Annotated in this window: 23 protein-coding genes and 1 pseudogene; 8 read left to right on the forward strand and 16 right to left on the reverse strand. The window is 42.3% G+C overall.

Features of this window, described 5'->3' with window-relative positions; all coding sequences use genetic code 11:
* The first annotated feature begins 85 nt into the window (after positions 1-85).
* Together F8S12_RS15450 and F8S12_RS15455 are read left to right on the forward strand one after the other, a co-directional pair.
* On the forward strand, positions 86-316 hold the full coding sequence (locus F8S12_RS15450; protein WP_196517044.1) for a helix-turn-helix domain-containing protein: 231 nt from the start codon (positions 86-88) through the stop codon (positions 314-316).
* 67 nt (positions 317-383) lie between these two features.
* Positions 384-998, forward strand: coding sequence for a hypothetical protein (locus F8S12_RS15455; protein ID WP_196517045.1), 615 nt, complete (start codon positions 384-386; stop codon positions 996-998).
* A gap of 132 nt (positions 999-1,130) precedes the next feature.
* On the opposite strand, the gene F8S12_RS15460 is transcribed toward F8S12_RS15455, so the two are convergent.
* Entirely contained in the window at positions 1,131-2,813 is a 1,683-nt protein-coding gene (locus F8S12_RS15460) for a DUF262 domain-containing protein (RefSeq protein ID WP_196517046.1), read from the reverse strand.
* A 365-nt stretch (positions 2,814-3,178) separates the two neighbouring features.
* Here F8S12_RS15460 and F8S12_RS15465 point away from each other — a divergent pair.
* Positions 3,179-3,271, forward strand: a pseudogene (locus F8S12_RS15465) (DUF2993 domain-containing protein); the annotation flags it as partial.
* Positions 3,272-3,313: 42 nt separating this feature from the next.
* Here F8S12_RS15465 and F8S12_RS15470 read toward each other — a convergent pair.
* Positions 3,314-3,961 (reverse strand): Uma2 family endonuclease, encoded by a 648-nt coding sequence (locus F8S12_RS15470; protein WP_196517047.1) that lies wholly within the window; start codon positions 3,959-3,961, stop codon positions 3,314-3,316.
* Positions 3,962-4,168: 207 nt separating this feature from the next.
* On the opposite strand from F8S12_RS15470, the gene F8S12_RS15475 reads away from it, so the two are divergent.
* Positions 4,169-4,963 carry an LmeA family phospholipid-binding protein gene (locus tag F8S12_RS15475; RefSeq protein WP_196517048.1) on the forward strand — a complete coding sequence of 265 codons (795 nt, stop codon included), beginning with the start codon at positions 4,169-4,171 and terminating at the stop codon, positions 4,961-4,963.
* Between the two features lie 129 nt (positions 4,964-5,092).
* On the opposite strand, the gene F8S12_RS15480 is transcribed toward F8S12_RS15475, so the two are convergent.
* From F8S12_RS15480 to F8S12_RS15515, 8 genes are all read right to left on the reverse strand, one after another.
* Positions 5,093-6,484 carry a UDP-glucose dehydrogenase family protein gene (locus tag F8S12_RS15480; RefSeq protein WP_196517049.1) on the reverse strand — a complete coding sequence of 464 codons (1,392 nt, stop codon included), beginning with the start codon at positions 6,482-6,484 and terminating at the stop codon, positions 5,093-5,095.
* A 146-nt stretch (positions 6,485-6,630) separates the two neighbouring features.
* Complete coding sequence (locus F8S12_RS15485; protein WP_196517050.1) at positions 6,631-7,581, reverse strand: UDP-glucuronic acid decarboxylase family protein; 951 nt, start codon at positions 7,579-7,581, stop codon at positions 6,631-6,633.
* Between the two features lie 386 nt (positions 7,582-7,967).
* Positions 7,968-10,097 (reverse strand): cation:proton antiporter domain-containing protein, encoded by a 2,130-nt coding sequence (locus F8S12_RS15490; protein WP_196517051.1) that lies wholly within the window; start codon positions 10,095-10,097, stop codon positions 7,968-7,970.
* Positions 10,098-10,236: 139 nt separating this feature from the next.
* Positions 10,237-10,893 (reverse strand): hypothetical protein, encoded by a 657-nt coding sequence (locus F8S12_RS15495; RefSeq protein WP_196517052.1) that lies wholly within the window; start codon positions 10,891-10,893, stop codon positions 10,237-10,239.
* Between the two features lie 79 nt (positions 10,894-10,972).
* Positions 10,973-11,170 (reverse strand): NAD(P)H dehydrogenase subunit NdhS, encoded by a 198-nt coding sequence (locus F8S12_RS15500; protein ID WP_099099801.1) that lies wholly within the window; start codon positions 11,168-11,170, stop codon positions 10,973-10,975.
* 352 nt (positions 11,171-11,522) lie between these two features.
* Positions 11,523-12,836, reverse strand: a complete 1,314-nt coding sequence (gene rodA / locus F8S12_RS15505; RefSeq protein WP_196517053.1) for a rod shape-determining protein RodA — start codon at positions 12,834-12,836, stop codon at positions 11,523-11,525.
* A gap of 180 nt (positions 12,837-13,016) precedes the next feature.
* Complete coding sequence (locus F8S12_RS15510; protein ID WP_196517054.1) at positions 13,017-14,087, reverse strand: Mrp/NBP35 family ATP-binding protein; 1,071 nt, start codon at positions 14,085-14,087, stop codon at positions 13,017-13,019.
* Positions 14,088-14,365: 278 nt separating this feature from the next.
* Positions 14,366-14,890, reverse strand: coding sequence for an SRPBCC family protein (locus F8S12_RS15515; RefSeq protein WP_196517055.1), 525 nt, complete (start codon positions 14,888-14,890; stop codon positions 14,366-14,368).
* 448 nt (positions 14,891-15,338) lie between these two features.
* Here F8S12_RS15515 and hemF point away from each other — a divergent pair, with 448 nt between their 5' ends.
* The gene (hemF, locus tag F8S12_RS15520; RefSeq protein ID WP_196517056.1) at positions 15,339-16,382 is read left to right on the forward strand and encodes an oxygen-dependent coproporphyrinogen oxidase; all 1,044 of its coding nucleotides are present in this window, start codon (positions 15,339-15,341) and stop codon (positions 16,380-16,382) included.
* 297 nt (positions 16,383-16,679) lie between these two features.
* The gene (locus F8S12_RS15525) at positions 16,680-17,048 is read left to right on the forward strand and encodes an STAS domain-containing protein (protein WP_196517076.1); all 369 of its coding nucleotides are present in this window, start codon (positions 16,680-16,682) and stop codon (positions 17,046-17,048) included.
* Between the two features lie 84 nt (positions 17,049-17,132).
* On the opposite strand, the gene F8S12_RS15530 is transcribed toward F8S12_RS15525, so the two are convergent.
* Positions 17,133-17,729 carry a chromophore lyase CpcT/CpeT gene (locus tag F8S12_RS15530; RefSeq protein WP_196517057.1) on the reverse strand — a complete coding sequence of 199 codons (597 nt, stop codon included), beginning with the start codon at positions 17,727-17,729 and terminating at the stop codon, positions 17,133-17,135.
* A 202-nt stretch (positions 17,730-17,931) separates the two neighbouring features.
* On the opposite strand from F8S12_RS15530, the gene psb29 reads away from it, so the two are divergent.
* A complete protein-coding gene (gene psb29 / locus F8S12_RS15535) occupies positions 17,932-18,639 on the forward strand; it encodes a photosystem II biogenesis protein Psp29 (protein ID WP_196517058.1) in 708 nt (235 codons plus the stop codon).
* 81 nt (positions 18,640-18,720) lie between these two features.
* On the opposite strand, the gene F8S12_RS15540 is transcribed toward psb29, so the two are convergent.
* From F8S12_RS15540 to F8S12_RS15550, 3 genes are all read right to left on the reverse strand, one after another.
* The gene (locus tag F8S12_RS15540) at positions 18,721-19,083 is read right to left on the reverse strand and encodes a phage holin family protein (RefSeq protein ID WP_196517059.1); all 363 of its coding nucleotides are present in this window, start codon (positions 19,081-19,083) and stop codon (positions 18,721-18,723) included.
* Positions 19,084-19,311: 228 nt separating this feature from the next.
* Positions 19,312-20,007 carry an ExbD/TolR family protein gene (locus tag F8S12_RS15545; RefSeq protein ID WP_196517060.1) on the reverse strand — a complete coding sequence of 232 codons (696 nt, stop codon included), beginning with the start codon at positions 20,005-20,007 and terminating at the stop codon, positions 19,312-19,314.
* Positions 20,008-20,051: 44 nt separating this feature from the next.
* Positions 20,052-20,780 carry a MotA/TolQ/ExbB proton channel family protein gene (locus F8S12_RS15550; protein WP_196517061.1) on the reverse strand — a complete coding sequence of 243 codons (729 nt, stop codon included), beginning with the start codon at positions 20,778-20,780 and terminating at the stop codon, positions 20,052-20,054.
* A gap of 257 nt (positions 20,781-21,037) precedes the next feature.
* On the opposite strand from F8S12_RS15550, the gene F8S12_RS15555 reads away from it, so the two are divergent.
* A complete protein-coding gene (locus F8S12_RS15555) occupies positions 21,038-21,352 on the forward strand; it encodes a YkvA family protein (RefSeq protein ID WP_196517062.1) in 315 nt (104 codons plus the stop codon).
* A gap of 95 nt (positions 21,353-21,447) precedes the next feature.
* Here the strand turns inward: F8S12_RS15555 and F8S12_RS15560 are convergent, their stop codons facing one another.
* On the reverse strand, positions 21,448-21,825 hold the full coding sequence (locus F8S12_RS15560) for a GxxExxY protein (RefSeq protein WP_196517063.1): 378 nt from the start codon (positions 21,823-21,825) through the stop codon (positions 21,448-21,450).
* A gap of 41 nt (positions 21,826-21,866) precedes the next feature.
* Positions 21,867-25,073 (reverse strand): glycoside hydrolase family 15 protein, encoded by a 3,207-nt coding sequence (locus F8S12_RS15565; RefSeq protein ID WP_196517064.1) that lies wholly within the window; start codon positions 25,071-25,073, stop codon positions 21,867-21,869.
* Positions 25,074-25,765 lie beyond the last annotated feature (692 nt).

Below are 25,765 nucleotides of genomic sequence, written 5' to 3' on the forward strand. Positions count from 1 at the left end.
TAGTAGCGAATGGTCTGAAACAACGGATTTTCGTTGATACACATGATAGTCATTTTGTACAGTGCGTAAGTCCTGAATCTAAGAAATGGGGAAAGCAGGTAAAACACTCAAGCAAGTATTAGAGACTTACGCAATCAGCCAGAATCAGCTAGCTGTCGCAATGGGTATTGCAAGGTCTAGTATCAACGGTTGGGTAAAAGAGACTAGATCACCAACATCTGATGCAATATTAGAGATCCGCAAAGGTCTACAGAAAATCAACTCAGAAGCTGCTGAGGAATTTATAAGACTTTACTTAAGTGAAGAGGAATCCTGATCTGAGGCATGGAAAAGGCAGGTGAAGCACTCAAGCAGATTTTGGCAAAATTGTTTAATCATGCACTATGAGCAAAATTCCCATCCTTCAACCAAATCACTCGTACACTTTCAGAAGCTATTTTGAAATGTCATTTGAGCCAGAAGACATACTGGCTGAATTTGGCTATTCTTTAAAACGTTCTTCTCTCAATCAACAAAAGTCCAGCATTGAATTAGACAGACTCGCAAATCTCAAATCTAGGATTGAGGAGAGTTTGCCATATATTAGTTTGACTAGTGAGGCAGCCCGCAGAGAGTTATTAATTGCCCCAATTTTACTGGATGTTGTTCATTACACTCATGCCCAACTGAGAATCGAATATCCTCTTATAGTTACAGAACAGTTAAAAGGTTCCCTTGACTATTATCTTCATGCAGACCATAAACTCTTAGTTGTAGAAGCTAAAAATGCTGATTTGGCGAGGGGTTTTACCCAGCTTGCTGTAGAACTGATTGCTATTGATGCGTGGACTGACTCTCAAGAGCAAAATTTACAGGGGGCTGTTTCTACAGGGGATATCTGGCAATTTGGTCTATTGAATCGAGAAAGTAAACAAATAACTCAAGACTTGAACTTATATCGTGTTCCTGCTGACATAGAGGACTTGCTTCGTATTTTGGTGGCGATACTAGGTTGCTGAGAAAGATGGCGATGTTTGTCCACAAGCGGTTCTGCTTCCTGAAGCAAGATATCGATCGGCAATTTACGAGATCGCCTCTCTGCTAATCATCAGGCGATCGCACTTTTGCATAGAGGTTGCGATCGCCTCACTTCACATACATGGAGAAGACCAAACTTTAACAGCCATATCTGCTAATGATTCTGCTCTTTTATTGATTTCTGTTTCGTTCCATTGTTTCAGATGTTGCAACCCCCGATTCAGACGTAGAGGACTATCTGCGAATCCACCATTTATATCCCGCTTCTCTATAAACGGGCGATCGCTCAACTCCGGGTTATATCCAGTTAGAGTTAGATTGCCAATAGTATGTAGATACTTAGCTTGAATTTCTTTCCATTGTTCTCCCAAATCTGTCTGCCATTCTAAAGAAAGATTGGGATTTTGTGGCATGATATGCTCAATAGTATATTTTGGAACATTGACTAACTCTTTATGCTCATAATTTTCTAGTTTACGAAGTAGATAGTTGCAACCGCGAAAGTTATAAATATCCTTAACTACCAACTCTCGACGAAACTCTTCATCACCTGGAAATCTTTTGTAACTCTTTTTACCACCCAAAGCAATCTGTAAACTTTCTAGGTAGTTTTCTCGATCAATTTCTCGGCTTAAAGTGGCAAAACTCTTGTTCATAGAGCTAGTAGGAATGCCACAGATACTCCGCCGAAATACATAGCTTTCCACAAGCCTGAGAATACTAATAAATTCTTGCCGTCCTATTTTATTTTGAATGTAATCATCATAAACTTCTATTAAAAATGGATAGGCAACATCTACCCTAAGAGTATTAATATCCGTAATTAACTGCTTAATTTCTTGGTCAGTTTCCTGAGCAAAAGCTAACTTTACAAAATATTTAGAGTAAAGGTAAACATCTGCTACTATCTCTTTGATCAAAGTATCTTTTTTATCTTGTACATAAATCTTAAAGCTACTATATACATCTCCAATATTAGGAATAGTTCCTGATCTAGATTTGATGGTCAGATAGTCCCGAATGAAGCGGTCAAATAGCTCAGAATTTGCGGTTTTATCAAAGCTTTTCTCCATTGGATGCCAATATAGATTGTAAATTTCGTCCTGCTTCTCCGGTTGAAGTCCCATCAATACATAGTTCCGAATCTTGTCTGCTTCTGAAAGCTTAAGTCCTGTGGAATTTAGACTTTCAAATATTAATTGTGGATTATCATGATCGCGCTCTAGAGAAATTTCTACAATCATTAACTTGTATATGCCTCGATACAGAGCATTGAGGTCAATGTCTGGTTTATGAATTTGAATCTCAAAATATCGGTAGTTATCAACAAGCTGCTGAGATTTATCGTCAGGTATTTCTGTATCTTCTAGTAGTCGAATTAAAGTTTCTCTATCCTTCTGATTTAAAAGTAACTTATATCGTTCACTACCCTTTGCATGTCTATTGAAAAGATAAAAATCCTCTAGCGCTTCAGAACTAATATCAATTTCTTCATTGCTTGCTCTAATAGCTTTACTTAAAACAGAAAGCAGTAATGAAAGTGTTGTTAAACGTTGCTGACCATCAATAACTAATAATTTAGGTATTACTGCTGTCAGATACACACTATCTACCATGTAAACTAACGAACCAATGAAATGCCCTGAAATTGTATTATCATTTGCAGCACGCAAAATATCATTCCATAGCTGCTGGCATTGGGGAATTTTCCAACTATAAGGACGCTGATAGATGGGTATAATTAATTGCTTGTTGCCTTCTAAGAACTTGAGAAAGTTGGTTTGAGTAGCTTTCATGGTTTTAGTATGTTACTGGGAAACTATAGGTATCAAAGCTTCAGCACAAACCGCTCTTACGTAATCAGCTAGGCTAGATTTAGCTATGTTATGGTTAGCAGTGGTGAGAAGCTGTCTGATATCTTAGTTCAAGTATTCCCACTAATAAGTTATTGATAACTTTCCTCACTTGAAATGCCATACTCATGCTGCATTTCCCGTTTACATTCCTAAACAGAACGTGTTTGACCTGTGTTTACGTCCTTCAGCACCTTTATGAATAGTAATATTTAATACATTGACTCATTAACCATCAGCCATTCTACACCTACGCATCAGCACAATTAATCTGGGGATCGCTTGCTCTATTCTTGACAATTTGTTACAAAATGTCTTTTGAAACCGATGCGGTGGCTATTGACTTTGGCTCAGTTTTAAGTGGCAAACTCAGTCTTAAGCAACCCACTCAAGCGATCGCACTTTTGCCTAGAGGGTTTAAAAGGGTGAATCTTTACTACTCATCACACTAAAAGCGATCGCACCCACTGCCGAAATTGTCGCCGCGCTCCACTAGCTCCCTGTGTCTGGCTCAATTTCAAAAACTGCAAAATTCCCTCAATCACAGGCAAATCCCCAAATGTGGGGCTAGTTTCTACCTGCAAATAGTCTCCTTCATGCAACACGAAGACTTGCAACTTACTATTTCCATAACACCAAAGTTCTGGAACACCCAGCGCGACATAAGCTGAAAGCTGAGTCTTTGAGGTTACATCTATTTCAATAGCTAAATCTGGGGGTGGATCTACTGACAAATCAAGTCTTCGCTTGCCGATCATCCGGCGTGCATTCTGAATATAAAAGCAAGTATCTGGTTCAATACCTGCTCTCATTTCCTGACGCTTGAATGTTGTTGAACCATAAGGCTCCCAATCCAGTTCTAATTCATCGAGCAGCAACTTAACCATATCGCCGATCAGTTCTTTGTTTACTTCATGTTCTGGTAACGGCATCCGAATTTCCAAAATCTCCTGAAAGTAAGCAACTCGCGCTGCACGATGCTCACCAATTTCGTCTAAAATTGCTTCAAACTCTGCCCAACTAATCTCGCGCAATGTCAAATATTGCCCTGGTTGAACGTCAATCTGGCGCAGTTGTAGTGTAACGACCATTTCACCCTCCGTACCGTTCGTAGTTCAGGGTTTTGCACTAAATAAATTTAATGCTAGCAAATCTAAACAGTAACATCTGATACACTCCCCCATGAATCATCAGCGATTCTACACCTACGCATCAGCACAATTAATCCGGGGATCGCTTGCTCTATTCTTGACAATTTGTTACAAAAGTATAAAGAACTTCTAGAGACTAAAAACCACATGCTCGGCGGACTTACTGGTTTACAAGATCCTAAAGGCACAGATTGGGGGGAGCGGATGCTCAACACGGTCGCTAGCCAAACGATTCGCCACCTGTTTACCCAAAGCGAGTCAGTAGAAGTCTTTGTGCGCTGCTACCCCTCCAGCAAACTGTTGCAAGGCAGCATTGATAGCTTCAAAATGAGCGGTCGTGGCTTGGTGATTCGGAGGGATTTCGCGGTTGAGGAAATGTCTTTTGAAACCGATGCGGTTGCTATTGATTTCAGCTCGGTTTTAAAAGGCAAACTCAGTCTTAAGCAACCCACTCAAGCGATCGCCCAGGTAATTTTATCAGAAGCAGGGATCAACCAAGCCTTTAATGCGGAACTGGTTAAAAAACGCTTGCTTAACCTCTCCGTACCATCCTTGACAGAATTATCTGGCGGTGAGCCAGTCTCCTTTACCGAAGTCCAGGTACAGCTATTACCTGAAAATCGGTTGCAGCTTGTAGCAAAAGCAGATTTAAACAATGGCGAACTTGTACCCCTGAGGATGATCGTGACTGTAGCCATTGAAAAGCGGCGGCGAGTTTCCTTCAAAAACCCCAAGATTGAACTCGACCAAGTGCCAGAAGCCCAACGGGAAATCTCGCAAACCTTGAGCGTAGCGCTGGTAGAAATTTTGGATAATATGGTTGATTTGGATCGTTTTGACCTTGATGGAGTGAAAATGCGGCTAAACCGATTAGAAACTGAAGGTCAAAAACTTATTTTCAGTGGATATGCTGAAATTGAGCATATCCCACATAGTGCTTGATATGACCAGTAAAAACTAGCTATGAGATAAAACTTAAACCAAATATTGTTGGAATAGTAGGGTGACAACAATGTTGTCACCCTACTTCATTGAAAACAGTTAGAAATTTTAGATTCAATCCAAAATCATCTACCGTCCAACACCTACATATTGGAATCCAGCCCTGACCATTGCTTCGCGATCAAGAAAGTTACGACCATCAATGATAACGGGGTTGTTCATCAATTTTGCCATCTTCACATAATCGAGAGTGCTGAACTGCTGCCATTCGGTGACAAGTACCAAAGCATCGCAGCCGTCAGCAAGTCTTTCGGCATCGGTTTCTACTAGTACACCAGAAAGACCGTGACGCATACCTGTTTGGGAAATAATCGGGTCGTAAGCTTTGACTTTGGCTCCCAGTCGGTTTAGCTGTTCAATTAAGTTGAGTGCTGGAGCGTCGCGCAAGTCGTCAGTATCGGGTTTGAAGGTTAGTCCGAGTAGTCCGACTGTTTTGCCTTTGAGGATTTTCAGAACTTGTTGGAGTTTCTCTAAAGCAATCAAGCGTTGGCGTTCGTTGACACTAACAGCAGATTTTAGTAGCTGGGCTTCATAACCATAGTCATCAGCAGTGTGAATTAGAGCAGAGACATCTTTGGGGAAGCAGGAACCACCCCAACCAATACCAGCTTGTAAAAACTTGTTACCGATGCGGGAATCTAGACCGATACCTTTGGCTACTTGGGTGACATCAGCACCGACGCGATCGCAAATATTAGCAACTTCGTTAATAAAACTAATCTTAGTGGCTAAAAAGGCATTAGCGGCGTATTTGATCATCTCCGCCGAACTCAGGTCTGTTGCCAGAATTGGCACTGGGGGTAAAGATTGATCCTCAGCGTACTTGCGTTCCACAATTGGGGCATACAGTTGTTTCATCAAGGCTACTGCTCTTTGGCTATTGCCTCCTAGTACAATGCGATCGGGGTTGAAGGTGTCGTGAACTGCCGAACCTTCGCGCAAAAACTCTGGATTGCTGACTACATCAAACTCGGCTACAAATTCAGATAATTTCTCATTACTCGGCACTCCACCTACGGTTACCAGTGTTTTCTGCCGCTCTACAACACCATCTAGAACAAGCATCCGCACCCAGTCACCTGAGCCAATGGGCACTGTAGATTTATTTACTATGACTTTATAACCACCGTTGAGATTTTCCCCAATCCCACGGGCTACAGCTTCAACGTAACGAGTATCACTTTCACCAGTGGGTAAAGGTGGCGTTCCCACAGCAATAAACAGAATTTCTCCGTGGGAAACTCCAGCAGCAAGATCGCTAGTAAAATGAATCTTCTCTGTTTGAATGGCAGACTGCATAATTTCTGAGAGTCCCGGCTCAAAAATTGGAGATTGCCCAGACTTCATTAACTTAACTTTTTCTTCGTTATTGTCTACGCAAATGACATCATGCCCAATATGAGCCAAGCAAGCACCTGTAACTAAACCGACGTAACCAGTACCAATTACGCAAACACGCATTTTTAATTCCTCGCTTTATTAGCGTTAGTTTAAAAAAATAAGTTGTCAATACGACACTTACACACCCAGAGGAAACACAGCCACTCAAGTACTGGCTAGCATAGGATCAAGCTTGCACAAAAGTTCTGAGCGGTGCTAAACACTGCTCAGGAAGCTGGATTTTTGATATCGCTTGTGATGCGATCGCGGAAATCTTCTATTGTTAGTTTTAACCCCTCTTGCAGAGGAATGGTAGGTTCCCAATTTAACCAAGTTTTTGCCTTTGTGATATCAGGCTGGCGACGGCGGGGATCGTCCGAAGGTAATGGCTCAAACTTAATCTGTGCATCCGGGTTGATCATGTTTTGCACAGCTTGTGCCAGTTGTAAAATCGTGTATTCACCAGGATTCCCCAGGTTTACTGGGCCAATGTGGTCGCTATTCATTAGGCGGATAAATCCTTCTACTAAATCGGAAACGTAGCAGAAGCTACGAGTTTGCGAACCATCGCCATATACAGTCAAAGGATTGCCTCGCAAGGCTTGAACTATAAAGTTGCTCACCACCCGACCATCATTTTCTAACATTCTCGGTCCGTAGGTATTGAAGATCCGAACAACTCGAATATCAACTTTATTTTGCCTGTAGTAATCAAATGATAGAGTTTCAGCAATTCTTTTCCCTTCGTCGTAGCATGAACGTATCCCAATGGGATTGACACTACCCCGATACTCTTCGGGTTGGGGATGAACTTCTGGATCTCCGTATACTTCACTAGTTGAAGCTAAGAAAAATCTAGCTTTCACACGTTTAGCCAGACCCAACATATTCAGTGTTCCCATCACATTAGTTTTAACGGTTTTAACTGGGTTGTATTGGTAATGTACTGGAGAAGCAGGACAAGCTAAATGATAAATTTGATCCACTTCTAACCGAATTGGTTCGGTAATATCATGGCGGATCAGTTCAAAGTACGGATGACCTAACCATTTGAGGATGTTGCGTTTATGACCAGTGTAAAAATTATCCAAGCATATTAATTCATGCCCATCATTCATTAGTCGGTCGATGAGATGGGAGCCAATAAACCCAGCACCGCCCGTTACTAAAATTCTCATAGTTTCCCTATTACTTACAGATATTTTCAGTAGCTATTGCACTTACTTTTAGATTACCCAGCTTGGGGACAAAAATACAAAACAAAAAAGAACAAGGCTCAATCAAAAAGTGTTCTTGAACTTACTTATTTTTTATGGTTGTAATTTTGTGATCTTTTTACCTGCTTCCTTAACAATTTAATTAGTAAAATAACAAACATTGTCTGAAACTTGTTGGTCTTTTACCTAAAGTTCATCAAATCTTCAATAATAAAAAGTGTTTTTACGGTTAATACTGTTATTGTTCGGCATTATTTGTTGTAAAAAACTTTACAACTACGATGCCTGCGTTGGGCTACGCCAACGCAGCCCCAGTTTACTCAAGTAGACTGAAACTATACTTCATATTATACGGTAGATGTAATGTTAGCAACCGTATTAGATATGACTACATTTGTTTGAGTGCGTTGGGGTTCTCCAAGCATGACAATTGAGCAGGTAAGTTGTCTGGCTAACTGGGTTGTGACATCGCTAATAGCTAACCCTCCAGGACTGGTACGATTACGTATAAAAGGTAAAACTACTAAATCATATAATCGTGCTGCCTGCAAAATTGCTTGGGCAACATTTTCATGAGCAATAATTTGAATTTCTGGGGCATTGGCCAAAGCTAATTTAGATACCATTAGGTAGAGATGCGATCGCCTCCAAGCAATTTTACTGGAACTAGTATGGCGATCGCACACATTCAGCACAGTAATGTGGCTCTGATTTGCTTCTGCCAACATCTGGGCAAATCGCACAGGCTGTAATGTCGATGCTGTTAAATTTTCTACTGGTACTAAAATGCGCTGAATTTTTTTCGGTGATTCTACCAGACGTGTTACTGCCACTGGACAATGGGATGCCCAAAGCACACCATCAATCACATTCCCAAATAAACGCGCTCGGAACCCAGTGCGTTTACCCCAACCCATAACAATTAAATTAGCATTTTGTTCACGAGCAGCTCTGCTAATTCCCTGAGCAAAGGCATCATCAATTCGCAGCACTGGTTCTGCAACCACGCCCAATACTTGACTTTGTGCCGTGGCTTTTGCTAATAACCACTCACTTCGTTGTAAAGACGCTTCTAACTGCGGTGCATCCATGTGAGCAGCAGCAGTAGCGATCGCTAGTGGTACAATTGTCCCCTTTGACTGACGCGCTAATAACGCTGCCATTTCAATCAAATACTGCTGGGTCTGAGGATTATAAACAGGTACAACTATAGTAAAAGCACCGTCTGTTTCTGTGGCGTTCTGCGTTGTCGGTACTGGATCTTCGGCTGGTGCGGAAGTTAAACCAACAGCTAATCGACTTGTCATCAACGGCCCCAAGGTTGATGTGATCAGCATTAAAACAATGATGCTGTGTAATACTTCTAGTGACAGCAACTGGGCCCGATACCCCACTAAGGTTGCTGCTAAAGTTGTACCAACCTGGGGAAGTGATAGCGACCACATTGTTAGCATTTCTTGCCAGTTATAGCGGTAAACCAGTTTTGCCAACAAAGCTGCGATCAATTTACTGGCAATCAAACCGACTATCATCAACAGCGTTAACTTGAGGGTGTCCAAGTTGTTCACAAAGGCAGGTAGATTGATCAGTAAGCCCAGATCAACAAAGAAAATGGGAATGAACAGCACATTGCCAATAAATACCATCTTTTCTTTGACTGGGCTTTCACCCACAGCTTCATTCACCGCCAAACCCGCTAAAAAAGCACCAACAATTTTTTCTACCCCCATCAATTGAGCGCCCACGATAGCAAGGAACACAGAAAGCAACACAAACAAAAACTTGTTTCCTTCATCGTCTCCTGAACGCCGAAAAAACTCTTTACCTGCCCAATCAAAGCCTGTTACAACAGCAACAGAGTAAATAATTAACCAACCCGACAAGGTGAGTAGTTTAACAAAGCTGAATGCTCCAGCATGAGCGACGGCGACACAAACGGCTAATGTCAGTAGTGCGCCAACATCTGTAAAAATCGTAGCTCCAATGGTGACAATAACGGCTTCGTTGTTTACCACTCCCAAACGATTGATAATTGGATATGCCAAAAGGGTATAGGAAGCGAATAAAGAGCCAATTAAGATCGAAGTATTCCAGCCATAGCCTAAAATCAGACTTATTAAGGTTCCGATCGCCACGGGTACACTGAAAGTTAAGCTAGCAAATCCGAAGGCACGACTTTTCCGGCGGCGAAACTGTTTCAGATCAACTTCTAGCCCAGCGATAAACAGCAAGTAAATTAACCCAATATCTGATAGTAGGTTAATCATCGGCGAGTCAGACTGAAATAGATTCCAGCCTGATGGCCCAAGTACTAGCCCACAGCTCACCAAACCCACTAATCCTGGTAATCTTAGCCGTTCAAATATTATGGGTATAACTAAGATGACCACTAGCAAAATAGCAAAGAAAACAATTGGTTCCTTACCCAGAACTTGGGAAGTTGGCTCTAGAGCAAGAACTTGTGATATGAGTTCCATAGGTAGGAATTGAAGGGGCTATGGTAAAACTGCGATTACCTTGGGGGCGATCGCCTGATGGAGAAATGCAGAAGCCACCTGATGAAAAATTAAAAATCTTAACTTACGCTAACTAGATAATTGTCTCAGAACTAACTACCTACGGGTGGATTTGACTCAAAATGAATCGCAAGCGATCGTAGTCGTCTTTAAGTAACACGCTCAGGCTACGTCCAGCTTTAATTAACCATTCTCGGTCAGCTTTGCGTAACTGGTACACATCTCGAATGGCAGCTGCGGTCAAAGACTCTACTGGTGCACCGTTAATACAAAGCAGTGTCCGCAAAAAATCTAGTTCTTCAGTGAATTTAATGATCGCTTCTGGTTCGCACTGATAAACAGCTTGATGAATTTGCGGGGGACGGGGTGGTAGATACTGATATATTGTTTGGTTATAACTTCGATTTTCCGAAGACAGTTCAAATCCCACGATCGCAGCCCGGAATTCAGTTCTGAGCATGGCAAATATCTGGGGTTGTTCTTCGCGTAAATCTTGCAATGACAAGCCCAAAGCTCTAGCCCGATGTACAGAATCTATGGGCATAGTCGTGGCATAATACACCACAGCATAAACTTGATTACCCGATTCTTCATCCACAGAACAGACCCAACTAGCAAAAGGTGGCATGGAGGGAAAGCTCAAATCTTTGGGTTCGAGACACTGGGCTAAAAATTCGGTACTAGTAGTTTCAATCACCTCTGCAATGTGATTGGGATGGCGATCGCCAGTAGCAAACTGTGGTAAAGGAAGGCGCATAGTAATTTAGTCATTGGTCATTAGTCATTTGTCATTAGTTTTTGCCAAATGACAAAGGACAAATGACTAATGACTAATCTTATTTGGCTTTTTTACGTCCGGCGGTGGTTTCTACGAGTTCCAATTCGCTCAGGCGGAAGGTAACTAATTTATCCCAGTTACCACCTTCAAATAATACGGCTACCTTGCCATCACTGAGTCGTTGCACGAGTCCTTCATAGCGATAATAGGTATCTGCGGGATTTTTGACGCGAACAGTTGCTCCAGGCAGAATCATGTTTTTAGCCTCGCTTGTTTCCTTTTAATAGCTTAATACTTGTCACACAAAGAATTTTGGATTTTAGATTTTAGATTTTAGATTTTAGATTGATCCCAGCAATCAAGTCACTGTCTCTTACTAATTTGAAAAAAGAATGCGACAAATAGACCATCAGTAGAGACGCGATGAATCGCGTTTTTACCCTCTGTCATTTAATTTTAGATTTTAGGCTTCGTCGTGAGCGCTACTTCAACAAGGCTCAGTACAAGTCAGCCGAACGGTTTAGAATCTTCAATCCAAAATCCAAAATCTAAAATCTAAAATCCAAAATCCAAAATCTAAAATCTAAAATCGATTGACAAATGACGAATCAATAATACTTCTGTCTTTGTCGAAAATTTGCTACCGATTCTACTATTCCCAAGGAAATGAAGTTAGTCAGCATAGCAGAACGCCCATAACTCATCCAAGGTAGGGGAATTCCTGCTACAGGCGCTAAACCTACAGTCATGCCAACATTCACAATTAGCTGAAACAGGATCATGGACAAAACGCCAATAGCCAATAAGGAACCAAAGTTGTCTTTGGCGGTTTGGGCAACGTGCAGTAGACGCCAGCAAATTAAGCAGAAGACAAACAATACTACCAAACAACCAACAAAACCAAATTCTTCGCCCACTGCGGAGAAAATAAAATCAGTATGCTGTTCCGGTACGAAATTCAGTTGCGTCATTGGCCCCTTGAACAAACCCCATCCCCAAATTTCACCAGCACCAATGGCAATGCGAGATTGAATTAGGTGATACCCAGCGCCGAGAGGATCGTGATCGGGGTTCATGAATACAGTTAGCCGAGCTTTTTGATACTCTTTCAAAACATGGTTCCAGGCAAAAACTCCTAATTCACCACCCAATATATTGAGACTCCACGCACCAATAGCACTGAAACCAAATCGACGCCAGGGGAGAGTTAGCCAGCCAAGAATAGCCATAGCAACTGACCAAATTAGCCCTAATAAGCCAAAAGATAATCCCTTAAATAAAACTATTGGCTCTGCTAAAGGCCAAGATATACCAAATAAAATGGCGGCAACCACAGGAGAAATCATCAGAATTAACCAGCCTGGGTTGGCATTCGCCCAGTAAAGCATTCCTAAGACGATCGCCCCAAATACCAGTGATGTTGCTAAATCTGGCTGCAAAAATACTAATCCCCAAGGTATAGCGGTGATTGCCAGAACGCGGAAAACACCTTCGAGGCTAGAAGCAGTCCGCCTGTGTAGCAAAGCTGCTAAGGTGATAATCATGCCTACTTTGGCAAATTCTGAAGGTTGTACGTTAAAGCCGGCAATACTAATCCACCGTTGCGCTCCTTTGGCGCTAGTACCAGCAATCATCACAGCAATTAAACTGAAGTTCGTTAGTGCGTATGTTACCCAGTGCCACTGCATCAAGATTTCATAACGGATGCGAGATAAAAACAGGGCTATAAGCACGCCGATACCCGATACCAACCAGTGCCACCACCAGTCAGTTACTGGCTGCTTCAGTTCCGTACTGAGGATCATGATGCCGCCAAAGATGCTGAGAGCTATCGGCAAACAAAATAATAGCCAATCTATATACTGCCAGGGCTTAACCCAAGACTTCCAGCGAATTTTGGGGAGCGATCGTTTTAACAACATTGTGTAAGTTTAGACTTTAGCTTTAATTGTTGGGAATTGAAAAGAGGCAGAGGGGCGGGGGGCAGGGTGCAGAGAGGAAAATTCTTCTCCCTTGCTCCCCTGCTTCTTCCCCACTCCCCAATCCCCAATCCCTAGTATTCCCAAGCTATAGCGCAGGAAGTAGATGGAAATTAAAATTTATTATGTCAAGGCTGCAACTGATACTTTACCAGCAATGGTAAGAGCGATCGCTGTTAATGCTTTTGCCGAAGCTGAATCTGGATCACCAACGACTATCGGCACACCACTGTCACCGCCAACTCGTGTACAAATCTCTAGTGGCACGCACCCCAACAACGGCACTCCCAATTCGGCGGCTGTTTTGGAGCCACCACCAGAACCAAAGATGTCATACTGCTTATCTGGCATATCTGGGGGAATAAAATAGCTCATATTTTCCACGATCCCCAATATCGGGATATTCATCTGCTGGAACATTCGCAATCCCTTGCGAGAATCTAACAAAGCTACAGTTTGGGGCGTGGTAACAATTACTGCCCCTGCCATTGGCACTGCTTGGGTTAAAGTTAACTGAGCATCTCCGGTTCCCGGTGGCATATCTACAATCAAATAGTCTAGTTCTCCCCATTCAACTTGATAGAGAAACTGGCGAATCACTCCATTGAGCATAGGCCCCCGCCAAATTACTGGTTGATCTCGGTCAATCAAAAAGCCCATTGAAACTAACTTGACGCCGTGATTAAAAGCAGGTTCCAGGATGTCACCTGTTTGGGTTGAGCGCACGGTAATTTGGGCATCAGCTAGACCCAGCATGGTAGGGTCATTAGGGCCGTAGATATCAGCATCTAGTAAGCCGACTTTCGCCCCCGTTTGGGCTAGAGCCACTGCTACATTTACCGCCACCGTACTTTTACCAACGCCACCTTTGCCACTGGAAACAGCAATGATATTTTTGACTCCAGAAATGCCAGTGCGATCGGGTAAACTTTTTTGTTGCGGTGTTTCTGCCGTCACTTCTATGCTGATATCTGTAACACCTGGTAGCTTTTTGACAGCTTTCTTACAGTCTTCGACAATAAATTCCCGTAAAGGACAGGCAGGAGTGGTCAACACCAAAGTGAAACTAACCTTACCAGCGTCAATTTTGACGTTGCGAATCATATTCAGTTCCACCAGACTTTTGCGGAGTTCTGGGTCTTCCACTGGTCGCAACACTTCTAAGACAGAGCGGGAATCAAGAACATCGTACATAAAAATTTAAAATTCAAAATGAAAAGATACAATCGTGGCGAACATCTTAGCTATTAACTGAATGCTTTCTTAAGCAAGGTCAGCTTAGTGTTTTCACTGTCACTGCCGTAATAAAACTTAATAAATTGCATTATTACCTAATAGAATCTTAACTTTCTTTAGGGATTAGAAATATAAGAAGGTAAGAGGTTACAGGTGATAGTGAACAGATTATTCCCTGTAACCTGTAACCTGTAACCTCAACCCTCAACCCTCAACCCTAACTCCAGTCCCCATTGCTAAAAATCAAAACAACTGTCATTAAGGGATTTTTTCTTACCAGATACCGTTGGTAATGCTGTCTTTTCTACTGCCTCAACTAAAGACCGTGCAACGCGGTCTGTATAAGGACGGGATAAAGACCAAATGAGGGGCGATAACCAACCGCGTAGCGTTACAGAATAAGACAAACAAGTACCACAAACCGTTGACTCTACTTGGTAAGTCACCCGTTCCTCTATCCCAGGAATCGCCAGCACTCGGATACTCAGCATCTCTCTATGGTTGACGCGCTCTACAAAAATTCGGATAGGAATCGGCGAAAAGCGTGTTACAGCGTGAAAAATCAATCCTGGTTTGGGTACTAATCCGTAGGGTACGTTAGTACTCTTAAGTAGTGGATGCCAAGAAACATCTGTTAAGTCAGCGACTTTTTGCCACAGTTCATCTACAGAAGCAGAACTAATCTCTCGATACGTCCGCACCAGAGAAGCGCAAAACCGACGACGTTTACGGTGGATGAATTTGGATAACCAATCTTGCATTTTTCTCATCCTCCTCGCTAAACACTTTCTGGGAACTCTGGTATGGTGGGCAACTACACTCAGCTCCTAATTTAAAACTTTCTCAAAAATGCCCTAAACATAGCAAGCCTCATTCGGTGCAGACGCCAACAGCAAACATAGTAATATGGCAAATAAGTTGTGAGCAGACCAGTCAAACCCTTGATAACTGAAGGTTACAGACTCAAGTCTAGTGTTTATAGCAGAATATTCCAATTAAAAATTTCAAAAAAAACTCAGTCAATATACAAGCCTATACGCATTTGAGGGAAAATAACTCTAGTGATGCCCTTCAATCGTATAAATGCTTAACCAGTAAGAAAAAAGCGGGTTGGGCAAATAGAGCTTGATTGTTGATGCGTGTTTCCCCCAAATTTTAAGATGAGAAATTTGTGGCTTTCTGGAAATTGTAATTTAGGTTCGGGAATCTATGTTGACCAACTCGCAAATACCAACTGTAGCAGCAGAATTATCCAAGTCTTTGCCAGCAACTGACGCTCAGATGAGGGTCAGTCAGTTTATGAAACAATTGCAAGACGAAATTACGCAAGGGTTAACAAAACTAGATGGTGTGGGCAAGTTTCTCGAAGATAGTTGGGAACGCCCAGAAGGGGGTGGGGGGCGATCGCGCGTGCTGCGCGAAGGTGCAATATTTGAACAAGCAGGTGTAAATTTTTCTGAAGTTTGGGGTTCCCATTTGCCAGCCTCAATTTTAGCCCAACGTCCTGAAGCAGCAGGGCATGGCTTTTATGCCACAGGCACTTCAATGGTGTTACATCCTCACAATCCTTACGTGCCCACAGTTCATCTAAATTATCGCTACTTTGAAGCGGGGCCAGTGTGGTGGTTTGGTGGTGGTCTTGACTTGACACCTTATTATCCCTTTGCTGAAGATGCAGCACATTTACACAGAACATTAAAACAGGCTTGTGACCAACACCACCCAGAGTATTACCCAGTGTTTAAGCGTTGGTGTGACGAATATTTTTACCTCAAGCATCGTGACGAGACACGGGGTGTAGGTGGTCTGTTTTTTGATTACCAAGATGGTCAGGGTGCTTTATATCGCGGGCCAAATCCCAATGGTGAAGCGGCTATTTATAGCAACCAAGTCGGAGAGCCAGCAACCCGCAATTGGGAAGATTTGTTTGCCTTTGTGCAAGACTGTAGCGGAGCATTTTTACCAGCTTACGTACCAATTGTAGAACGACGACATGGGATAGAATATGGCGATCGCCAACGAAATTTTCAACTCTACCGCCGGGGACGGTATGTAGAATTTAACTTGGTTTACGACCGAGGCACCATTTTTGGTCTGCAAACCAACGGACGCACCGAATCAATTCTCATGTCCCTACCACCCTTAGTGCGTTGGGAATACGGCTATCAGCCAGAACCGAATTCCCCCGAAGCCGAGTTGTATGAAACCTTCCTTAAGCCTCAAGATTGGATCAACTGGACACCCAATCAATAAAGAGTGCTGAGTGCTGAGTGCTGAGTTATGAGTGCTGAGTGCTGAGTGCTGAGTGCTGAGTGCTGAGTTATGAGTTATGAGTGCTGAGTTATGAGTTATGAGTGCTGATAATTATCCTGAGCTTCCCCCACTCGCTACTCCCTACTCAGCACTATTTTGGTGAGTTAAACTACTAAAGATAAGCACTTAGCAAAAAAAGGTGACAATTTTAGCTATAGCTTGTTAATCTCAAGTGACAGCATTAGATAATTCTGTAACTAGTTAATCTTAAGAAAAATGTCACGGGGGAGAGCTTTAGTGATTCATATAGACCAAAAAACTTATACAACCCAAGACGGAAACACCGTTATTGTCCTGACACCAGCAGGTCGTCTAGACATTACCACTGCTTGGCAATTTCGCCTGAAGTTACAGGAGTGTATTTCTAAACTCAGTCCCCATGTAGTTGTAAATCTGGCTCAGGTAAATTTTATTGATAGTTCTGGTCTTACATCTTTGGTAGCTGGAATGCGTGATGCTGATAAAGTCAAGGGCAGTTTCCGCATCTGCAATGTACATCCAGAAGCCAAACTCGTGTTTGAAGTGACGATGATGGATACTGTCTTTGAAATCTTTGAAACAGAAGAGGAAGCTTTAGAAGGTGTACCTCGTAGCATCGCCAGCTGAAAGAGTGCTGAGTTCCCAGTGCTGAGTTTAAGAAAGGGTATAGAAGGAAAGAGGGGGCAAGGAGAATAACTCTTAACTCAGCACTCAATACTGATTTCGCTTGGTGTAGCGATAAGGCCCCATAATCGCTCCCCAAGTAGCTTTTCCTGTTGCTAGATCAATTCCTTTGTCGTAGCTGTGAAATTCTGCCGCAGTGGCTTCAAATCCCAAGGAAACATAGACGATATTGCCAAGATAAGTAAAGCTGCAACGAGTGTCTGGCAGTGGGGTGGCGATAAACTTATAGCGATCGCCAGCTAGTTTTTCCTGGGTAACTGTTAGGATACAACCTGGTAGTAAATCTAATTTATCGGGTGTCAGTGTGTTCAGGAGAGCAGGATTACAACCCGCGCCTCTTAATCCACCTGGATCTTGAGGCATATAGTATTGTACTTCCAGAGATGTATCAGAGTTGCTTGCTGGACGCAACCGCATAATTCGCTGGCGGTAAGGTTGATCTAGGTTAACAACGTTGGCCTGTTCGGCAAATAGGGTGATGCTATCTTCTGTGAACAGATTAACTGGTCTTTGCCACAGGCGCAGGTGGACGTACCAAGCTGGTTCTGCGATCGCTTGCTCCCGATTATCAAATTCACCAGTTAGGTACTCACCTAAACAAATTAACTGTGGCGAGAAGATCATAAATACTATAAATAAATCCTAGAATTTTTGGCTAGTTATTGAGGGAAGAGAGTTTTTACTTGCTGTGCCGATCAACTTGCAAAGTAGTTCTAATTTGCTTACATTGTAAATGAAAGCGTCACCAGCCAAAAGCTCAACTTGGCAAAGTAGCCTTTAAGCGAGAAAATAAAGATATATCGCCCTTAACATTTTCTTTTTCTTTGTGAATAACGTCCGTACCGTCTCTGATACAAAGCGAACTTTTTACAATCTTCACACCCGTCCGGTAAACACTATTTATCGTCGGGTAGTGGAAGAGTTGATGGTGGAAATGCATCTGCTGTCAGTAAATATCGATTTTAGCTACAATCCAATTCATGCCTTGGGCGTCGTCACTGCCTTTGACCGCTTCATGCAAGGCTATCTACCAGAACGGGATCAAGAATCAATTTTTAACGCCTTATGTCAGGCTATAGAACAAGATCCGCAACGCTATCGACATGATGCCCAAAGAGTGCAAGCTATAGCGAAAGGTTTGCCAGTTAAAGATTTAATTGGGTGGCTGGGCCAAAGTACTTATTTAGATAGAGATGCTGATTTGCAAGCACAACTGCAAGCGATCGCCAATAATCCTAACTTTAAATACAACCGTTTGTTTGCAATTGGTGTATTTTCGTTATTAGAACTGTCAGATCCCGAATTAGTCAAAGACGAAAAGCAACTCACTGAGGCTCTGAAAGCGATCGCTGCTGGCTTGCACTTGTCTGATGACAAACTCAACAAGGATTTAGAGCTATACCGTTCTAACCTAGATAAGATGGCGCAAGCCTTGCTAGTGATGGCAGATATGCTCTCAGCCGATCGCAAAAAACGCGAACAACGTAAACAACAATTAACTACCCCAGTTGCTCCCCCAACTTCTAACGAATAGTTAGGATTTAGGAGTAGAGACGCGATTAATCGCGTCTGTAGTTACTAATAACTCCTAACTCCTAACTCCTAACTCTTAGCTTTAAACGCCTAGTAATTTGTATATTAAGCTGTTAATTATAGTCAGCGCCAATGCGCCAATAACAGCACTCCAAATACCGTAACGCAAGCGAAATCCCTCTACTAACCAAGCAGCAATACTAAAACAAACCACGGCAATCATAAATGTGAAAATGCCGGATAATAAGTCCAAGGTGAGTAAATTTGGTACTGCAAAAACGAGGCTTAAAATCGGTCTGACTATTGCCGTCACGATCCCAAGCACTGCGGCAGAAAAGAAGGCTTTACCAGGAGTGTCAATTTCAACTCCCAAAGGTAATTTACTAATTATCAACAGGCTGATAGCTGTTACTAGCCAAACAATCAAAAGCGTCACGATATTCATGCCACAATCCCTGAAACGTGAATGGCAATTGGTGATAAATTACTCAGTCTAGCCGGGGAAAAATCTTTAAATCTCAACCAATTATTTATAAATTAGCAGGAAATTTTTCTCTAGCCGAGATTTATTCTAGATATCTTTAGGATTGGCAAAAAGCTTCAAGGAAAGTGGGGATGAGGAAGCCGCAGAGAAATAATCAATGCTCTATGCCCCATCACCCATGCTTCTATCTCATCTTTTAGGAGTAGGTTGGATTTGTTTGAGTGCTTCAGGCGCTTGGGATGCTGGTGGGTTGGAAATACCAGGATTGATAGGACTGATGCCCTGCCCAGTTGGAGGTTGTACCGTAGGCAAGGGCACTTGATTGGGTGCTAAGGGAAATTTAGGAGTAATATTGCCTTCGGGATTGATGCCTGGAATTGGTACGGTGGTGGGTACTGGGGCAGCACCGGGATTGATTGGAAAAGAGGGGATAGGAGGTTGGTTAAGTGAGTTTATGGGTGGCTGAGACGGGCCAGGGATAATTCCTAAAGACACGCGATCGCCTCCTACTTGCCGCAGCAAATCCAATGTTTCAATAACATCGTTATAAGTTGCTGTCCGCGAAGCATTTAGCACCACAACGGCACTGGGATTTTCTTGGAGATACTGTTTTAAGCTCTGTCTCAAATCCTCTTTTTTTACAGGCTGTTTTTCGATATAAGTATTGCCAACAGCATCGATACTTACAATTAAATTTCCACTCTGTGAAGTTATCCCAGATACTGTACTGGGGCTGGCTTTGGGCAAATCAACATTGATTGCTTGTTGGCGCGTAAATTGCAGTGCCGCTAACAAAAAAAACGTCAGAATACAAAAAATTACATCAATTAAAGGAATGATTTGAATTTGGACATCTTCAATTGGGGTATGTAGATTAACTTTCATCGTCTTACTCTAACGCCTGGTTTGGGGGTTCAATATCTTGACTATTAATTAGGTACATTTGGGGGTTCAGGAGGCTCAGGAAACCTGTTTTTCCCTTGCTTACGGGGTGAAGTGATATTTTCTGGCACAATTGCTGATGTACTATTGCTAAAGTCCGGCGGGGACTGGCGATAGAGCAATTCCATCTCATTCCCTGCTTTCCGAAAAACTTTCACTTGGCTGACTACAAAACTTTGAAATAGGCGGTAGAATACCAAACTGATGATGGCAACTATCAGCCCAGCTGCCGTACTAATTAAGGATTCACCAATACCAGTAGTCACCCCAGCGGTAGATTCGGTTCCCAAATCGCCAATCCGAATTGCTCGCAGAGACTGGATCAAACCCAAAACTGTGCCCAACAATCCTAGTAGGGGGGCGAGGGCGATCACGGCTTCTAAAAGTTTTTCGCCCCGCCGCATTCCAGCCAATTCATCTTCTGCCGTGGACTCCAGTGCTAGTCGAAAGGTTTCTGCATCAGTTTTTGGAAAACGTAAGGGGGCGTAGAGAAAACGCCCGACAGGCTGATGGCTGGCTTTTCTGGCAATGTCCGCAGCTACTTCCCAATTATCCTGGGCAGCATTTAAGATGCGATCGACTATTTGCTTTTCCTGAGTCAAAATTCGCAACCAGAACCACAAACGCTCGAAAATCACACTCAAAGACAGAATCGACAGAATCAACAAAGGCCACATTGCTGGCCCGCCCTTGTAAAACAAATCTAAAATATCCACTGTTTACGTTTCCTCCCTCCGTAATTAGAGCAACAATCCACAAGCATTTTAATTTTAGAGATTAATGCACAACTACTGTAATCGTGTGCCCAATTGCAACGTAGTTATGTTAAGTATTGAATTTACATACATTAGCAGCCAGAATACTTGCCTTTTAAATTGTTTTGTAGCGTCTTCCAGACTAACTGGGGCGGTTATTCCCACCGGAAGTTTAGAGGAGAATTTGTCAAAATTAAAGATAAATGGAGGTTCAAAATATGAAATTTTCAATCCAATCGCTTTATACTTGGTATCAGAATTTGCTTCGTAACCCCAAGTACCGTTGGTGGGTAATTTTGGGAACATTATTCTATTTGGTCAGCCCGATTGATATTGCCCCAGATTTTATACCAGTTGTGGGACAGATTGATGATGTTTTCCTTTTGACGCTGTTAGTTACTGAGGTGTCTGGGCTAGTGATTGAAGGGTGGAAAGCTCGTAAGGGTGATCTGGGGACTGAAGCAGCGAATACTACTGAGGGTTCTACTTCGACCGCAAGTACTATTGATGTTGATGCTGTGTCTGTTAAGTAGATTTAATAAAACCCCTGCTTTGGGAATTTGGGGTGGGGGTATTTTTTTAACGCAGAGGGGCGCGGAGGGAAACGCAAAGGAACGCGGAGGAAGAGTTAGAGGTTGTTGGCTATGCGTTTGATGCCTTCTTTGAGGTGGAGGACGTTAAAGTTGAGGAGAAGACCTAGTTTGCAGTTTGCTAGTTTGAGATAGGTTAGGAGTTGAACGGAGTGAATCGGGTTGAAGGATTCTACAGATTTAATTTCTACAATTACTTGGTTTTCAACTATCAAATCTAATCGATAAACGCATTCCAATTGCACATCTTGGTAAATCAAAGGCAATGGAATCTGCTTACCAACATTCAACCCCGCTTTCTTCAACTCGTAATCCAAGCACACCTCATAAGCTGACTCCAACAAACCAGGCCCCAAAGCAGTATGCACCCTCATCGCACACCCAATAATCACCCCACTCAACTCATTCTCTCTCATCCTCTGCGCTTCTCTGCGCTTCCCTTAGCGTTCCTTTGCGTTTAAAAATCTTTCACAAACTCCGTCAAGAACCTGAATGCCTTCAAAATATAACCAGCACAATCTGTAGGAGAGGTATTGTAAAACGATCGCCACGCACTCGCCTTATCCTCATCATAGCGATCGCTTCTATCGGAATGGTTTTCTAACCATGCCAATCGTACTGCATGACCAATCAACACATCCAACACTATATATTCCTCTACTTGTAAATTAGGATTATTAGCTGCGATCGCTGCTAATTCAATTAATGCTTCAATATTAACTTGGCGGTATTCTGGAGCTTCGATTTTATTCAACAAATGCTCAACTAACAAAGCAAAATTCCTTTCGCCAGCTGTCATTTCCGACAGCATCAATTCACTATCTAAACGATTGCGACGCTCTAGTTTATCGCCAATTACTAGACCCTTGCAATGTCGCATTAATAGCCAAACCTGCTTAAAAAATTCTTTTGGTACGCGTCCTGTCACACCTTCTGCTTGGCGAAACTGCCGCCAACCGCCTGGTGGGGTTTGTATTTCTTCTTCTATCACTGGTAATACCACCCAAGCAATATCACTTTCTTTTTGCTTGACGTGCAGTGATTCTTGTTGACGCAACAGGTTACTCATGCCACTATATTTAGTTAATACCTGACGCAAGCGCATTTTCACATCAGAGGGTGAAAGCTGCATTAAGCGATCATAAGCTTCATCTTGAGTGACGTATAATTCCCGCGCTAATTCGCTGGTAATTAATAATATGAGATAGCCGACTCTTAGCGTCAGTAGTCCTTGAAATAATTCGGATTCTGAACGAATTAAGATCCCAAGATAGATTAAAATTTCTTGGGTAAGGACGCGATCGCGTATGTCTTCACCACAAAAATGATTAATTTTATCGGTAATTTCATTGGGAGACATGGGTACGGTAATCAGGGATGCCTCACTGTAAGCTTTACCCACAGCAATTTGCTTACCCCGTACCAAAATACTTGTTACTGTATCTGATAGGCTGATATCAACCATTTGCCGCAGCCCAGCAGCCCGACGTACCACTGCCCAAATGCCTAAATCTCCAGCTTTGGTGTAAACTTCATCTAGTAAATCGGCTACGGTAACAGGATATCCCAGATCGCCATAGCCCGTATCAAATTTCATTCCCTGCAAGCGAGTTAAAGTTTGTAATAACTCAATTTGCTCATAGATATTTTCTGATGAGCGCAAATAAGAAAGTAATAATTCCAAGTTGGTTTCACACTCCATCTGAAATTCTTGGGTGTGTCTTAAGCGCCAGATTTTCTCAGGATTATAAGTCAGGTAATAACAACGTAATCCGGCATTTTTCACTGGCGATAGAGAAAATTCTGCATCTTGGAGAAAATCAATTCTTTGGATTCCAGCTGTCAGCATTAACTGATTTAGCCGTCCTAATTTCACCCGGACACCGTTACAAACACCATCTTTAAGTTCTTGCATCAGTTCTAACAATGCCTCAGAACCGATTTCTAACATGGTGTGCGTCAACATTAAAGTCAGAGTGGGACGCCCTAAATCACTCCAATATTTTTGAATGTAAGCCAGTTCGCTTCTGATTTGATCTAGCAGAAAATGGTAATCAAGGGTTAAATAAAATTGTTGGGAGTCTAAAAATGATGGCAGAAATACAATTGTCTCCCCACGAATCCGAAATATTCTAGATGTTGTTAAACTCCGCAAACGGCGCACCGGACGCCCAGTTAAACCAAGTTTGCCGTTACGTCCAATTTGAGTATAAATAGCTGAAAGTTCTCCAGCTTTTCTCACCTGAATCGGTTCTACTTGGGTGGGTATTTGGGCTTCAATTCCATGAACTTCTAATTTTGCTTGTAAATCTTCATCTTCTGCTAGCAAGGCAATTTGTACCAATGCCTCACGCTGTTTTCCCACACACAAATGTCTTCCCAAGGGGTCGATATCACCAACCGCCAGTAATCCTTCAGTTAACATTTGGCCGAGAAGATATAAACTTTGCGCCCATACTAAGGGAATATTTTCATTGGGCAAACGTGGTTGCGTTTGAGGTGCTAATTTTTCAGCCTCTATGTTTTCTTCTGGGACATAATAAAGTTCAGGCAATAAACGCAAACCATCTTGTTCTACGAATAATGATTCTAAAAGTTCTTGGTATTTTTCAACTTGTTCTTGCTCGCCGCGAAATAATCCATCTAGAACTAAATAAGTTAAAAATAACGGCCATTCGCATTCAATATGCTCAAATTGTTTGAGTTCCCACGGTTCGTAATGTAAGCGTTGATTATCTTCTAAAACGGTTTGGTGTCCATCACGCAGAAAGCGTTTGCAGCCGTATTTACCTGCGAGTTTATTGATAATATCGTTAAAGGTGCGATCGCGTAATTGCAAATCTTCTACTGCAAAGGCAGGATAACTAATAATACTTAACAGCGCCGCATCAATTTCTTTGGAACCAGATTCCCTTGGTAATAGAGATTCTAAGGTAATTCGGGCGCGGGCGATTTCATCTGGTAGCACATGAATCACTGATGCTTGACTACCACGCACACCAAACAAATCCAGTCCGTTGATAGCTTCTAAAGCAGCTTTTGCCATACCTACGGAACTGGTGTTTAACTCAGCACTACCACGATTAATTTTATTACCACGTTCCCAAATGCCGTAATCTGGTGTACGGTAAGCTCTTCCAATGTAGTAAACCAAATTTTGGACGAAATTCACTTCATCAATCGTATAAATTATTTGCAACCCCGCAGCAGTCATCTGCGCCAATATCAGTAAAAATATAGATGTAGCATCAAGTTGCAAATGTCCCCATTCGTCATCACCAACAACAATGTCACCAGTCGCGGTATTGTATTTGGCGTGCAGTCCATCTAGTAGCGATTGAGTATGTTTAAATGTCTCTACTTTATGAGCCTGTCGCATCATCGCAAACAGCAACCCGCGCATCAATTTGATGACACTGTGTTCTAGTTCATAAGTACGGCCTTCATCGTCGTCAATCTTGCGGTATGCAAGCGCTAAACCCCAAGCTGCCAAAATGCTGTAAACGTTGTCTCGCACCCAGGCATCAGTATAATCGCCGTGGGCTGTAATCGCTGTACTCGCAGGCAGTAAACCCGTAATTGGATTCTGCCGAGTCAGGATGATCGTTTTGATTTGCTGGTAGTAATACTCCAGGCGAGCTAGCAATTTGGTGGATGTTTTCATAATTTGGTTCAGAACTACTTGCAAAATTCGACCCTGTGGCTGTGAAGTAAATTATCTAAACCAAGCCAGAACAAGTTCTGTAATGGAGGATGGGACAACAGCTCAGGGTGGTGTGAATTTATTATTATCTCGTGTTAATAGGTTTCTGGGTACTTAATTTTAGCGATCGCAAATTAAAATACGATATTTGTTCAAATCTTTAAAAATATGTAGTATTTTATACTTGATTTTCCAATTTTTCTAAGGCACAACGAATTCTTTTTGTTGATAATTTACGTTATATAAATGAGCACTAAATTACGTTTAATTACGTATCCATTAGTAACTATTGTTTCTTTATGATCAGTTATAAGTTGGAAATAAAATATTTGAGTGGCGAACCAAACAGCAAGCCCTCATTGGTGATTATCTGTGTTATTAAAAATTATCTCCAATCATAAAGGCTGGCGATCGCGTAACCAATGTAAAGCTGCAATAGCAGCTGCGATCGCAAAGACGGGAAGTGTGTATCCAGAACGGGACATTTTTTAAATTCAAAAATCAAAAGAGTTCTTCAAAAGCGATCGCGCGGCGTCTCGTAGAGAAAACAGCTTCAGATGGCAATTTAGACACCGACTGTAGCTTTCTTCATAGTAATGGCAAAACGCAACTTGGCAGTTAACCTCGGCAACGACACCAGCACCTTTCGTCCG

This window comes from Nostoc sp. WHI, assembly GCF_015714725.1.
Classification (GTDB): domain Bacteria; phylum Cyanobacteriota; class Cyanobacteriia; order Cyanobacteriales; family Nostocaceae; genus Nostoc.

Excerpts from the sequence above, each read along its gene's own strand:
- F8S12_RS15450 (WP_196517044.1), top strand. The coding sequence starts at position 86 with ATGGGGAAAGCAGGTAAAACACTCAAGCAAGTATTAGAGACTTACGCA.
- F8S12_RS15455 (WP_196517045.1), top strand. The coding sequence starts at position 384 with ATGAGCAAAATTCCCATCCTTCAACCAAATCACTCGTACACTTTCAGA.
- F8S12_RS15460 (WP_196517046.1), bottom strand. The coding sequence starts at position 2,813 with ATGAAAGCTACTCAAACCAACTTTCTCAAGTTCTTAGAAGGCAACAAG.
- F8S12_RS15470 (WP_196517047.1), bottom strand. The coding sequence starts at position 3,961 with ATGGTCGTTACACTACAACTGCGCCAGATTGACGTTCAACCAGGGCAA.
- F8S12_RS15475 (WP_196517048.1), top strand. The coding sequence starts at position 4,169 with ATGCTCGGCGGACTTACTGGTTTACAAGATCCTAAAGGCACAGATTGG.
- F8S12_RS15480 (WP_196517049.1), bottom strand. The coding sequence starts at position 6,484 with ATGCGTGTTTGCGTAATTGGTACTGGTTACGTCGGTTTAGTTACAGGT.
- F8S12_RS15485 (WP_196517050.1), bottom strand. The coding sequence starts at position 7,581 with ATGAGAATTTTAGTAACGGGCGGTGCTGGGTTTATTGGCTCCCATCTC.
- F8S12_RS15490 (WP_196517051.1), bottom strand. The coding sequence starts at position 10,097 with ATGGAACTCATATCACAAGTTCTTGCTCTAGAGCCAACTTCCCAAGTT.
- F8S12_RS15495 (WP_196517052.1), bottom strand. The coding sequence starts at position 10,893 with ATGCGCCTTCCTTTACCACAGTTTGCTACTGGCGATCGCCATCCCAAT.
- F8S12_RS15500 (WP_099099801.1), bottom strand. The coding sequence starts at position 11,170 with ATGATTCTGCCTGGAGCAACTGTTCGCGTCAAAAATCCCGCAGATACC.
- rodA (WP_196517053.1), bottom strand. The coding sequence starts at position 12,836 with ATGTTGTTAAAACGATCGCTCCCCAAAATTCGCTGGAAGTCTTGGGTT.
- F8S12_RS15510 (WP_196517054.1), bottom strand. The coding sequence starts at position 14,087 with ATGTACGATGTTCTTGATTCCCGCTCTGTCTTAGAAGTGTTGCGACCA.
- F8S12_RS15515 (WP_196517055.1), bottom strand. The coding sequence starts at position 14,890 with ATGCAAGATTGGTTATCCAAATTCATCCACCGTAAACGTCGTCGGTTT.
- hemF (WP_196517056.1), top strand. The coding sequence starts at position 15,339 with ATGTTGACCAACTCGCAAATACCAACTGTAGCAGCAGAATTATCCAAG.
- F8S12_RS15530 (WP_196517057.1), bottom strand. The coding sequence starts at position 17,729 with ATGATCTTCTCGCCACAGTTAATTTGTTTAGGTGAGTACCTAACTGGT.
- F8S12_RS15540 (WP_196517059.1), bottom strand. The coding sequence starts at position 19,083 with ATGAATATCGTGACGCTTTTGATTGTTTGGCTAGTAACAGCTATCAGC.
- F8S12_RS15545 (WP_196517060.1), bottom strand. The coding sequence starts at position 20,007 with ATGAAAGTTAATCTACATACCCCAATTGAAGATGTCCAAATTCAAATC.
- F8S12_RS15555 (WP_196517062.1), top strand. The coding sequence starts at position 21,038 with ATGAAATTTTCAATCCAATCGCTTTATACTTGGTATCAGAATTTGCTT.
- F8S12_RS15560 (WP_196517063.1), bottom strand. The coding sequence starts at position 21,825 with ATGAGAGAGAATGAGTTGAGTGGGGTGATTATTGGGTGTGCGATGAGG.
- F8S12_RS15565 (WP_196517064.1), bottom strand. The coding sequence starts at position 25,073 with ATGAAAACATCCACCAAATTGCTAGCTCGCCTGGAGTATTACTACCAG.